The organism is Aetokthonos hydrillicola CCALA 1050, assembly GCF_017591665.1.
Taxonomy (GTDB): Bacteria; Cyanobacteriota; Cyanobacteriia; order Cyanobacteriales; family Nostocaceae; genus Aetokthonos; species Aetokthonos hydrillicola.
This window is the reverse complement of the sequence record NZ_JAAKGC010000130.1, coordinates 1-12,862: the sequence shown is the minus strand read 5'-3', so window position 1 is coordinate 12,862 and position 12,862 is coordinate 1. Positions and strand designations below refer to the sequence as shown.

Here is a 12,862-nt window from a genome sequence, read left to right as displayed (position 1 = left end):
CCGCTCTAAAGAGACAGAGATTCTCAAGACCATGAGCGTCTTAATATCCTGTTTTCACAGGTTCCTAGGCGAACTACGGCTTGCCTTTAAGGCGTAGTGATGTCTCCTCAAGAGTATTTTAGGCGTGACTTTCTCCCAGTCCGGGAGTAGGTTTTATTTAAATGTCTTGTACTGACATGTTCAAATTCTAACACAAAGCCGTCCTAAAAGGACGGGGTTTTAAACCCAAATTTTTTGATAATTTGACTACCGTACTAATAGCATTTACCACAGCTTTTCAAGTTACTCATCAAACATTGATTTCATCTGTATTGTTAACAGATATAAACCCCCTGATAGGCTGTTTTTAATAGCTTCGGTTAGCAATACTGATCTTTGCTGTCATGAGCTTCTTAGCTGTATAATTACAAATCGAAAATAAACCAAAGTAGAATCTCAAAATGCTTATCTTCACCGTGAAACTTGGTTATCATTGGGGTGCTCAAATAACTGGTAAGGGTAGTATTTTAGTACACGGATATCCCATGCTCCTCTAACTCGATAGGTTACACCACGCCACTTAACTTGTTTCATCCATAAAGCTGATACCATTCCTAGACCGTAAACCCACAGTGTCAGGAGAGATGCTATTGATAATTTCATCATTGTGGTGGCTGATATTTTTGTCAACTGCTGACCGTGTTGTGGTAGTAATAGCTGTACCTCTTTCTCTAAGGCTATTACAAAAAAAAGTAATACTTGCATGTATACCCCCAAGCTGTTCAGGAATATAACAGCTACATCCCATTGTCGTGTCCACAATGCAACTAGAATTAGCACCAACACCAGATGAGGAAGTACTACAGTTAAAATTGAATCAGCAATCACAGCCCACCATCGAGGATGGTAAAGTCGATAAGAAAGCAGTTGTCGCTTTGATGAGTCTAGTAAGTGTGAAAAATCGCTCTCTTCGTGATTAAGAATAATCAGAGAAGGAACAAATACAACTTGCATCCCATGTCTTGCCAATACGCTGGGAATTATAGTGTCTTCGCTGTAGGCTCGCTTCCACTTATCTAACAGTCCTGTTGTGTGAATAACTTCTGTTTTTACAGCTAAACTACCACCCCAGGGAATCCGGTGCAGGTACATTTTTACTACTGCAAATACGTTCCACAAGTACCGTACTGATGAACCCCAGTACTTCCCAGTTGGTAAGTACCAAGGGTTCCCTGTTGTTGCACCGACTTTGGGATGAGCTAAAGGACTGACTAATTCACGTAGCCAATTGGAATGAACCACCGCATCAGCGTCTACGAAAGCAACGACTTTATAAGAGTCATCAAGCTTAGAAACAGCTTGTACTAATGAACTACATTTGAGACTAGAGTTGGGGTAAGGCGTCCTGAGAATGCTGACGTGTACATTATCAGTTACTACTTCCTGGTCACTGAGTATATCTGCGACAACGCGCCAAGCTGGGTCTTGCTGACTATCGAGGATTATCTTTAAATCATACTCTGGGTAGTTCTGATTTAAGAGCGATCGCAAACAATCGGACAGAAACGGATCTGCACCACGTAAGGAAAGAACAACCGCAGTTTTAGGTAACTCCTGGTCTGATAATAATTTCCTGCGAGGTGAACGCAGGTGTAGCAAAAACAGAACACACAGAGATACCTGAATGACCAACCAACCCAGCAAAACTATACACAGCAAAATTGCTAATTCTTTCATTGTTTATGAATCAAGCGAATATTTCATAAAAATTTTGATTGTTATGTCTTTTCTCAATGAAAAACTAGCTTGCTGAAACTTTGGCGCACCCGTTGATATAGATACAGTTGGGTTCTTAGAAATCCCAAAACCTTCTTGAGGAATACCTAAAAAATTAGTGTCTAGTTTGTGGTTACCATTTTGATCGTCAATCACAGCAACAGCGTAAGTTCCAGGCTTTAATCCATAAAATTGTTTTGTTCCAGAACTTCCTTTCACTAGTGTCACTAAAAGGAAAACCTTCTTCACTGGAGTAAATTCTGAAACAAAGCTGACCTTTTTGATGTTGAACTCCATTGACTACAACAGTCAGTCTTGAAGTAGGATCTGCATTCACTGTTTTAGCAAAGCTGATGCTTATTAAAGTAGCCAGGAAAAAGAAACCGAACTTAGATAGTTTAAGCATGATCATCTGAAATGTGAATTTTTGTAGAACAGCTTGAAAGGTTTGTAGTTGCGCTTTAGCGCACGCTTAGTGCAACTACGAACCCAGGATGTTTATTTGTGCTGATGATTACAGTTTTAGTTTGATCAAATGGCTTGAAAGGCTTATAATTACCTTTTAATGCGCTTTAGCGCAACTACGAACCAATTTTATTGGACAAATTTTTGGAGGTCAGTTTTTTTCAGCCATTCCTGTGTAAGCTTCATTCCTTCTTGCAAATTTATCGTTGGTTGATAACTTAAAACGTTTTGTGCTTTGGTAATCGAATAAGCATACGGGCGGGTCATAAAATCTACGACTTCGGGTAGAATATCAGCTTGTTTACGAAATAGTCTTTGTCCCTGATATCGTAATTTTAGAAATAGTTTGAGTTCATCTTTTGGTAAAGAAAAAGGCGCAGGTAATCCAGCAATGTCAGCTAAGTGCGTAAAATACTCTTTCCAACTAGTTTCTTGTCCGTCTGTGACGTTAAATATCTCTCCATATGTTTCTTTTTCTATCGCCAGGAAAATTGCTTGAATCAAGTTATCGATATACACATGATTGATAACTCCCCGTCCTTCGTTAGCGTATGCAAATAATTTTTGGCGCATTAATAGAAGTGGTCGAACTATCCAAGGGATGCTTCCAGGTCCATAAACATCTCCTGGTCTAATAATGGTGATCCCAAATTCTGGTGGACTGTTGAGTTTTAGAAGTGCTTTTTCCGCTTCTATTTTTGTCTGACAGTACGGGTTATTCTCGCCGCAGAGAGGTCCATCTTCTGTGATGCGATCAGGATAGTTGAAGCCGTAAACTAAAACACTTGAAAGGTGGATAAAGGTTTTTACCCCAGCCTTTTCAGCAGCTTGAGCAATATTAATCGTTCCATCGACATTTACCTGCCGAAATTCGTTTAGTGAACCACCTTCTTGTGCAAGTTCAGCTGTGTGTAAAACTATGTCTACTCCTTCGCAAGCCTTAGAGGCAGTAGCAGGATCAGTTATACTACCAACAATAACCTTAGCGCCTAAATTTTGCGCTTTTTTGATTTTATCTGAAGAGCTTTGTAGTCCACAGACTTTCATTCCCTGCAAAGAAGCTAGCTCAGCAGCACGCAAGCCGACAAATTCGCCAATACCAGTGATGAGAATAGTTTTGTTTTGGAGGTTCATGGATAAAAAGGGGTAATGGGGCAATGGGCATGGGGCATGGGGCATGGGGCACGGGGCATGGGGCATGGGATAATATGGGATAATGTGTTTCTTTAGTTCGTAGCGAGTGGTAAACTGCATATCGGGGTACTCCTGGCAAGGAATTGTTCCCTATGCCCTATCCCCTATGCCCCATGCCCATTCTTCTAAAAAATATCTACTGGATCTGTGGAGCGAAGTTTGTTTATAGCGAGCGCTCCAGAGGTCATACACATTAAAATTGTTGAGATTAAGACAATAACTGCATTGCTAAAACTCATCGCGATTGGTAATTTAGTAGCTTCCATAGCAAAACCATACAACCACCAAGAAAAAGCCATTCCTGGTACGTAACTTAATACTGATAAAATAAAGGCCTGTTGAAAAACTACTATCAATAAATAATTAGTTGTATAACCTATAGCTTTTAAGGTCGCATAAGCAACTAATTGTGTTGAAATATTACTATAAAGAATTTGATATACAATAACTACTCCTACAACGGCAGCCATTGTCAACATTAGATTAAGTATAAAACCAATGGGTGTTCTATTAGCCCAATATTGTTTTTCAAAATCTATAAAACCTTGTCTAGTAAAAACTAGGACATCTTGAGGTAAGGTTTGCTGCAAATTTTTCAAAACTTTTTGTGGATCAGCACCAGGTTTGAGAGTGATAGCACCTATATCTATCATATCTGGCGATCTATTGTTAGGAAATATTCTGAGGAAAGTTGAACTACTAACAATTAAATTGCCATCCACTCCAAAGGAAGGACCCAAGCTGAATAAGCCTCCAACTCTAACTTTGTAACCAACTAATGAATTAAAAGGAAAAATCTCAATGGTCTGTTCTGTCTGTCCCTTTTCAAATTTTTCAGCAACATCTCCAAATTCTGGTCGAGAACTGCGGTCAAAAAGTACTACATCAGGAATTTTGATTTTATCTAACTTAATTTCTGGTATGTTCATAACAGGGTTACCAGGTTCAAAGCCAATTACATATATTGAGTATTTTTGACCTGTGACAGGATTTTTAAAAGCTGCAAATCCTAAAGAAATTGGACTGACTGATTCTACCCCGTTAAACCCTAATGCTTGATATAAACGAGTTTGAGAAAAGCTTTGGATTGCTGTTAAAGATTTATATTGAGAACTAATTAAAAATAAGTCTCCAGTAAGGTTTCTATGTACTTGGGTAGCACTGGAATAAAGAGCGTCTTGAAACCCAAGTTGCATAAACATTAGGATTACAATGAAAGCAATACCGGCTACCGCTACTAGAGAGCGTACTTTGCTACGAACCAGTTGTAACCATGCCAAAGGAGTTTTGACAATCATAGTTCAATGTTGATAAAGGAAAATGGGGAATCACGGAAGAAGAATTCAGGAGTCAGGAGTCAGAATTCAGGAGTTAGGAGTTAGAAGTCACAATTATCTGAGTGGAGTTAGTACGCTCTTGGGGAAACTCTAAGTAAAGCAACTGACGATGGATGAATCCAGGTCTGAAGTTCCTGATTTTAATGGTGAAGGCAAAGAAAAAAAATCCTTACTTGAAACCTCCTAACTTCAGATGGGGTGGTATTCTGACTCCTGAATTCTGAATTCCGACTCCTGAATTCTGACTCCTTTTCACTAGATCTGAATTGCAACATCCACTTGTAAGTTGGTTAAACCTTCAACCTGTTTGCTATCTTCTGGATCATCAATCAGAATTTTAACTTGAATCACTCTGCGATCTGTATCTGCTTCTGGATTGACACTTAAGACATTTTGTCTGTCAACTTGTAACCCAATTTTGCTTACAGTTCCTCTTAATTTTTTAGGAAATGCAGTGCTACTGATAATAGCTTTTTGACCTAGACGTACTTTGCTAATATCAGTTTGATAAACTTCTGCAAACACCATCATTTGAGAGGTTTTGCCTATATCAACAATTCCATCATTACCACTAACCTCTCCTGATTTAGTACGAACTTTCAAAACTTTCCCACTGATAGGAGAGACAACGTAGGTTAAATCATAATCTGCTTTTGCTTGTTCCACAGCAGTGATGGCACTTTTAACCTCTGTTTGTGCTGCTTGAACATCTACAGGACGTACTTCTGCAATACTGACTAGTTTGGCTTTTGCTTGATTAATTTGGTCGTTGATAGTGTTTACAGTCCGCTTTAAAGCAGCTTGGGCTTCTAAAAGCTGCTGTTGTTGAGTACTCATTTGCAAGCGCTTAGTGTCTGCTGTAGATGAGGAAATCGCACCTTGTTGATATAGCCGCTGATATCGATCATTCTCGGTTTGAGCATTGGCTAGTTGAGCTTGTAAGCGTGTGACTGTCGCTTGCTGAGCAGCAATTTCTCCTTTTAATTGAGACTGTAGCTGGGATATCGTGGCTTTTTGTGCATCAATATCTCCCTTTTTCGCCCCAGCTTTTATTTGTTCTAACTTAGCTTGAGCAATTTCAACTTTATCTTTAGCTTGTTGCAAAGCTGCTTTACTACGAGCATAACCTTCAAGGAATGCTACGACTTCTCCCTCTGCTACCTCTTCTCCTTCCTTGACAAGCAGCTTTTCAACTCGGACACCACTTAGTGAACTAGGGGGAGACAGTTTAGTAATTTCTCCTTGAGGTTGAATACGTCCCAAAGCGGTGATCGCAACTCTCGCAGGTGCAATTTTTCGCTGTTTTACCGGCGGTGTAGTGTCAACGTTAGACCGGAGTTGTAAAAAACTGTAGACAGATACTAGCCCAGTCGTTAAAGCGACAAAAGTTACGAAAATTATTCGCCACCGATATGCAGGTTTTTTGAATAGCTGGCTTTCCTTGTTTACTGCCATATTTTTATTCCAATTGTCCTAAACTGGGGGAACAGCCTAAATGGCTAAATTACAGTTGACGCTTATTAGTCTCATCGGGAATTGATCAAGAGGGTTTGTCGCTGATAGGTCTAATGAGGTTTATATTATGATTGTGAGCGATCGCCCCTATCGTAGCCGCCACAAACGACACAAATAACTAGATTAGCGCTTAAATCAATGGTGGCACTACACCAAAATCTCATACTATTAGTCGAAAAGCGTAATCTTTCTCAGAAGAACGAAACAAAGAAGCGCTAGTCGCTCCGCTCCAAGTCAAAAGTCAAGAGAAGTTATGTAGAGAACTTGCTTTCTACTTTTGCAAAAAACTTTGGTCTTGTCAACCCATTACATTTCATGATTAGGAAAAGGTTAGTGACAAGCCAATACTGCTCGGTTAAGCCGAAAATTTAAATTTAATGTAGGTTGGGTTGAGGAACGAAACCCAACATTTATAAGGATTTGTTGGGTTTCGCTTATGCGCTCTACCCAACCTACGATTTTCCAAAACCCGTGCAGTATTGAGTGACAAGCTTTTTTTATTAAGAGGGAATAAGACTTATATTTGATTTTTGAAATTTTTTGAAATACACGTAGGGGAGGCAGTTAGCGTAGCGTAACGCACCAGACATTTTAGATCATGTTACCAGCAGTTAGTAACATATAAAACAATTAATTATCGTGCGTTACGGATTCAATCAAGATCACACGCCACGGGTCGATATTTTCCATAAGATATACTCATCGAAATTTTCCAGAAAATTCAGGTTTTCGAGAATGTTAATGAAATATATTAAATATATCTGATTGTTCGTATTTTGGCTGACCTCACTGCACAACAGTAATTATGCCTACCGTATCCATCGACCAAATTACAATTGGTCTTAATCGGCGTCCAATTAATGACGAAAAAGTTGCGGAGTTGATGGAATCAATTAAAGCTAATGGTCTGTTGAACCCAATTACGGTAGATCAGAACTTTAACTTGATTGCAGGATTGCATCGTCTTACAGCTTGTAGACTGCTACATCTGACAGAAATTGAGTGTAACATCATTACTTACGATGATGCAGACCATGCTCGGTTGGCGGAAATTGACGAGAATTTAATTCGTAATGAACTAGAACCACTAGAGCGATCGCAACTTTGGTTAGAACGAGAGCAAATTCTCGAAAGATTAGGATTAAGAGCGAAACCAGGCGATAACCAATACACCCATAAAGGTAGTGAAAGCATTTCACCACCTCAAAAGACAACAATGGAATTAGCAAAAGAAGTTGGATACAGCGAGCGGAGCTTCCAACTTGGTAAACAGATTGCTAGAGACATTTTACCAGAAGTCAAAGAAATAATTAAAGATACGCCCCTTGCTAAAAGCACTACAGATTTACTTAAGGTAGCTAGAGCAGGTAGTAAAGACCGTATATTAGCAGAACAGGCGGAACACGCAGCAGAGGAAGCAAAGGCTCGTGGAGAGCAAAAAGAAGCCCAAAGGCAGGCTACACTAGCAGCACAGGCAAGGACGAAGCAAAAAGAGTTGCAGATGGAAGCTTATAAAAGTGCTATAGCGCAAAAAGAAGCTAAGTTACTCAAAAAGCAAGTCCAGTCTCAAGTTGAACAACCGATTAAGAAATCAACTGTTGTTGCTAAAGAGTTAGGAGTCAAAGTTGGTGAAGAATGGATTCTTGGTCGTCACTTAATTTACTGTGGTGATACTGCTGGGAAAGAATTCATGAAACTGCTACCTAGTAATGCAGCTTTAGCGATCGCCACCCTTTCACAAACATGGAATCACGATTACTTAGTCAATGAAGCCCGTGTAGTAGCTGTATTGCGTTCGGAGGGCAATATTTATCAATTTTGCAGCCAGAATCGAATGCCTTTTCAATATGAATTAACGCTTGGAAAAATATATATTGGTATTTTTTCTAACTATTCTATATCTAAACCAGAGACACCAATTAATATTGAAGGAATAGAGGGAATAGTACCCTACCTATTAAATTTATATACCAGCCCCAATAATTTTGTTATTGCGCCATTCATGGGAAATGGTGAAATTCTAATTGCTTGCGAAAGGATGGGACGCAGTTGTTTTACTGGCGATGATAATCATGATTTGGTAACTCGCGGAATTATTCGTTGGCAGAATTTAACTGGAAAGCAGGCGGAGAAAGTAGGATAGGGGATTGGGTGGTAGAGGATTTATATAAAGAACCAGTTTTAAAAGTACGCTTTTTAGTAGAAAAAGTATTTTTCTTTTTGTAGAAATGGGTTTAATAATCCTACCTGATTGCGATAAAAAAACTGTTATCCATAACCAATCCCCAATCCCCTAATAATAGTAATCCTCTATACTTTTATTTTTTTATAAATGTTAATGACGAAAAATAATCTATTTTTTTTGTGAAAATGCTAAAAACGAACGTTCTACTTTGTTTTGGTTATGCTAGTCTTTTTATTAATTCTGATAATTCAAAGGGCAATGAAATTTAGTTAATGAGGAATACAAAACTAAAAATATTTTAGTTGCCCAATAACTAATAGCTCACAGCTATTTTGAAGTGATAAGACCAAAAGTGTAGGATGTAAAATGCTTATAAAGAGCTTACGCCGTAAACATTTTAAGTATTTTTTTGCATTCCGCACACTACACAAAATAGCTGTAATTCTTGTGTGCTGAGTTGTTCGTGAATACGGGTTGAGAGGAGTGTTCTTCTGTAACGAGTTTGTCAAACTTTGTTTGTCAAATTCCATAAAATACATTATCTTGGATGTTGAACCTAGCCATGACATTTATCAAGATACAGAACGTTGTGATTAACACTAGCTATGTTGCCGCAGTAAAGCTAGATAATCAAAATGGCTATGGAGAAAAAAGGGTTTCTGTTCTAATAGCTACTCCCAAATTTCCATTATTCCAGTCTGAACCCAATTCTCAACATCTGTATCATTACGAATGGATTGAATTTACTGGTCAAGCAGCTAGTGCCCTGCAAGACTATTTCACGAGTGTCAACAATGTAATTGATCTATTACCACAAAATCAGGAATCGAACATTGGATAAGAATTTTTCCCAAATTGCGGTGACGTTGTTGAACCTATGTGATAACAATTATACAAGTTTTAGGCTTAGAACATTTTAAAATGGTGAAACGACTGCCCGATAAAAGTTTCAAAATTACACCAGTCGAACACCACCAACTTGAATTGATCGAGGTGGTATGGCATTGAAACGCCTTTGCAGATAGGATAGCTGCTTCTAACAGAAGATAGCTTATTTTGGTTTGGTGACTAAAATTGCCGCAGCTAAATAATTGACAGTACTAGAAATTCATCGATGTCCTATGTCTGCTTATTCAATTGATACTGCCTTGGCGCAGCTAGAAGACCAAATAAACGATTGTGAGAAAGCTGTGGTTAGGTTTATAGAGGAGAAAAAAAAGATGTCTGATAAATCCTTATCCTTCAACAAAATTAATAGACAATTGCAACATAATCCTATAGCCATCATTGGTATGGCTTCTCTTTTTGCAAAAGCCAGAAATTTACAAGAATATTGGCAAAATATTCTCAATAAAACAGACTGTATTACCGATGTTCCATCCTCGCACTGGAACATAGACGATTACTACGATCCAAACCCAAGAACACCTGAAGAAAAAACTTACTGTAAAAGAGGTGGATTTGTCCCACACGTAGACTTTAACCCAATGGAATTCGGTATTCCACCGAATATCTTAGAAGTAACTGATGTTTCGCAACTCTTAAGTTTAGTTGTTGCGAAAGAAGCTATGGAAGATGCAGGCTACGGGCTCTCCCGCGATTTCAATCGTGAGACTGTTGGGGTAATTTTAGGCGTAGCAATGGCAAAACAATTAGGAATGCCTCTTGCTGCTAGATTAGAATACCCTGTGTGGGAAAAAGTTCTCAAAAGCAGTGGCTTATCTGACGAGGACACACAAAAAATCGTCAAGAAAATTAAAAGCGCCTATGTAAATTGGGATGAAAATGCTTTCCCTGGTATGTTAGCTAACATAGTTGCTGGGCGCATTGCTAACCGCTTGAACTTCGGAGGGATAAACTGCGTCATTGACGCTGCTTGTGCTAGTTCCTTCGGTGCTTTAAAAATGGCAATTAGTGAGCTGGTAGAGCATCGCTGTGACATGATGCTTACTGGTGGAGTAGACACTGATAACACAATTATGGGTTATATGTGTTTCAGTAAAACACCAGCTGTTTCCCCCAGTGAAAATGTAAAACCTTTCGACGCCAAGTCTGATGGTATGATGCTGGGCGAAGGCGTCGGTATGATAGTCCTCAAACGACTAGAAGATGCTGTAAGAGACAATGACAAAATTTATGCAGTCATTAAAGGAATTGGTACTTCTAGTGATGGACGATATAAGAGTATTTATGCTCCCCGACTGGAAGGACAGGTAAAAGCCTTGGAACGTGCTTATGAAGACGCAGGTATTCCCCCAACAACTGTTGGTTTGATGGAAGCGCACGGCACAGGTACAATGGCAGGAGATCCCACCGAATTCGGGTCTTTAAGAGAATTTTTTGGTGAACCAGACTCCAGAAGACAATATATCGCACTGGGTACAGTTAAATCCCAGATTGGACACACAAAAGCTGCGGCTGGTGCAGCAAGTTTGATCAAAACTGCTTTGGCGCTGCATCACAAAATACTACCAGCAACTATTAACGTTACTGAACCCAACCCCAAACTTAATATTAAAAATTCTCGGTTTTATCTCAATACCGAAACCAGACCATGGATTCGTAGTGAAGCTGAACCCCCAAGACGTGCAGGTATTAGTTCTTTTGGTTTTGGTGGTACAAATTATCACATTGTTCTTGAAGAATACGAAGCTGAACATCACCGCCCCTACCGCATTCACAATACGGCTAGTGAATTGCTGTTAGCTGCAAACAACCCAGCACAATTGTTGAGTCATTGCGAAGAGGTTTTAGGTAAGTTGCAGTCGGGAGCAGGAGAGAAACATTATCTAGAACTAATAGACGAGTGTAAATCAAAAGAAGTTCCTCTTGTTGCTGCGAGAGTTGGGTTTGTTGCTTCTTCTCGATCTGAGGCTTGCAAATTGCTACAAATTTGTATCGATCTTCTGAAAAACAAACCCTCAACCGAATCGTGGGAACATCCACAAGGTATTTATTACCGCCAAACAGGTCTTGATCTAGCTGGAAAAGTTGTATCCTTGTTTTCTGGTCAAGGTTCTCAGTACTTGGATATGGGTCGGGAACTAGTCATGAATTTTCCCACCTTGCGAAACCTTTATGGCTGTATGGATAACCTTTTCCTCAAAGATAATTTACAGCCTTTGTCGGAAATTGTTTTTCCCCATCCAGTATTTGATGAAGCAGAAAAAAATTCTCAAGTTGCTGCATTACAGCGTACAGAATACGCTCAACCTGCAATTGGGATGTTGAGTGCAGGACTTTATAAAATTCTGCAACAAGCTGGGTTTAAGTCAGATTTTGTTGCTGGACACAGCTTCGGAGAACTAACTGCTTTATGGGCTGCTGGGGTTTTGAGTGAAGAAGATTACTGCTTCTTAGTTAAAGCTAGGGGTCAAGCAATGGCTGCTCCTCAAGATCCTGACTATGATCCAGGAACTATGCTGGCTGTTAAAGAAGAGATCGCCAAGGTAGAAGCAATTATTAGGCATTTTCCTCAAGTTACGATCGCCAATCTCAATTCTCCTCGTCAAGTTGTCTTAGCCGGTCCTGTAACTGAAATAGCAAAAGCCCGTCAAGCTTTGCAAGAGAAAGGATGCACAACAGTTTCGTTACCTGTATCCGCAGCTTTCCACACTCCGCTAATTGCTTTCGCTCAAAAAGCTTTTGCTCAAGCAATTAAAACTGTTACTTTCTCTAACCCGAAATTACCTGTTTACACCAATGTAACAGGAAAGCCTTATCCTCAAGAATCCGCAGCTATTCAAAAAATCCTCGAAACTCACCTAAATAACTCGGTGTTGTTTAAGCAGGAAATAGAAAATATCTACGCAGCAGGCGGTTATTGCTTTGTTGAATTTGGTCCACGTAGGATTCTCGCTAACTTAGTCAAAGAGATTCTTGGCGATCGCCCTCATATGACTATAGCCTTAAACCCCAGCAGTCAAAAGAATAGCGATCGCTCTCTACGCGAAGCCGTTGTACAGTTACGTGTAGCTGGTTTGAATCTGAAAAATCTCGATCCCTATCAGCTACCAAAACCTGTAGCTACAACAGAGAAAAACAGCCCCTTAAACGTACGTTTGAACGGCATTAACTATGTGTCCGACAAAACCAAAAAAGCATTTGAGCAAGCTTTACAAGACGGACATCAAGTCACCCTAAACAGCAGTAAATCTCTAGAAAATACCATTAGTTTGGATCTAAAAGAATACGATCAGGAAACTGGTAGAGTTACCTCCCTTCTTGGTGGAGACGAAGACGAAAGAGGTGGTGGTAGAGTTACCTCCCTTCTTGGTGGAGACGAAGACGAAAGAGGTGGTGGTAGAGTCAACTCCCTCCTTGGTGGAGACGAAGACGAAAGAGGTGGTGGTAGAGTCAACTCCCTCCTTGGTGGAGACGAAGACGAAAGAGGTGGTGGTAGAGTCAACTC

The 12,862-nt window shown here is 39.7% G+C and carries 7 protein-coding genes and 1 pseudogene; 3 read left to right on the top strand and 5 right to left on the bottom strand.

Features of this window, described 5'->3' with window-relative positions; all coding sequences use genetic code 11:
- Positions 1-450 precede the first annotated feature (450 nt).
- The 5 genes and pseudogenes from G4P69_RS32680 to G4P69_RS32660 form a co-directional block, all read right to left on the bottom strand.
- Positions 451-1,716, bottom strand: coding sequence for a glycosyltransferase (locus G4P69_RS32680; protein ID WP_208339150.1), 1,266 nt, complete (start codon positions 1,714-1,716; stop codon positions 451-453).
- Between the two features lie 3 nt (positions 1,717-1,719).
- Positions 1,720-2,161 (bottom strand): annotated as a pseudogene (locus G4P69_RS32675) (DUF2141 domain-containing protein).
- A gap of 188 nt (positions 2,162-2,349) precedes the next feature.
- Positions 2,350-3,354, bottom strand: coding sequence for an NAD-dependent epimerase/dehydratase family protein (locus G4P69_RS32670; RefSeq protein ID WP_208339152.1), 1,005 nt, complete (start codon positions 3,352-3,354; stop codon positions 2,350-2,352).
- Positions 3,355-3,539: 185 nt separating this feature from the next.
- Positions 3,540-4,712, bottom strand: a complete 1,173-nt coding sequence (gene devC / locus G4P69_RS32665) for an ABC transporter permease DevC (protein WP_208339153.1) — start codon at positions 4,710-4,712, stop codon at positions 3,540-3,542.
- A 294-nt stretch (positions 4,713-5,006) separates the two neighbouring features.
- On the bottom strand, positions 5,007-6,206 hold the full coding sequence (locus G4P69_RS32660; RefSeq protein WP_208339154.1) for an ABC exporter membrane fusion protein: 1,200 nt from the start codon (positions 6,204-6,206) through the stop codon (positions 5,007-5,009).
- An 865-nt stretch (positions 6,207-7,071) separates the two neighbouring features.
- On the opposite strand from G4P69_RS32660, the gene G4P69_RS32655 reads away from it, so the two are divergent.
- The 3 genes from G4P69_RS32655 to G4P69_RS32645 all read left to right on the top strand — a co-directional run.
- The gene (locus tag G4P69_RS32655) at positions 7,072-8,409 is read left to right on the top strand and encodes a ParB/RepB/Spo0J family partition protein (RefSeq protein WP_208339155.1); all 1,338 of its coding nucleotides are present in this window, start codon (positions 7,072-7,074) and stop codon (positions 8,407-8,409) included.
- A 604-nt stretch (positions 8,410-9,013) separates the two neighbouring features.
- Positions 9,014-9,292, top strand: coding sequence for a hypothetical protein (locus tag G4P69_RS32650; RefSeq protein WP_208339156.1), 279 nt, complete (start codon positions 9,014-9,016; stop codon positions 9,290-9,292).
- A gap of 280 nt (positions 9,293-9,572) precedes the next feature.
- A partial coding sequence (locus G4P69_RS32645) for a type I polyketide synthase (protein WP_243903115.1) occupies positions 9,573-12,862 on the top strand: 3,290 nt, incomplete at its 3' end.

What these genes read in the sequence shown, in the direction of transcription:
- G4P69_RS32680 (WP_208339150.1), bottom strand. Translation starts at nt 1,716, where the DNA reads ATGAAAGAATTAGCAATTTTGCTGTGTATAGTTTTGCTGGGTTGGTTG.
- G4P69_RS32670 (WP_208339152.1), bottom strand. Translation starts at nt 3,354, where the DNA reads ATGAACCTCCAAAACAAAACTATTCTCATCACTGGTATTGGCGAATTT.
- devC (WP_208339153.1), bottom strand. Translation starts at nt 4,712, where the DNA reads ATGATTGTCAAAACTCCTTTGGCATGGTTACAACTGGTTCGTAGCAAA.
- G4P69_RS32660 (WP_208339154.1), bottom strand. Translation starts at nt 6,206, where the DNA reads ATGGCAGTAAACAAGGAAAGCCAGCTATTCAAAAAACCTGCATATCGG.
- G4P69_RS32655 (WP_208339155.1), top strand. Translation starts at nt 7,072, where the DNA reads ATGCCTACCGTATCCATCGACCAAATTACAATTGGTCTTAATCGGCGT.
- G4P69_RS32650 (WP_208339156.1), top strand. Translation starts at nt 9,014, where the DNA reads ATGACATTTATCAAGATACAGAACGTTGTGATTAACACTAGCTATGTT.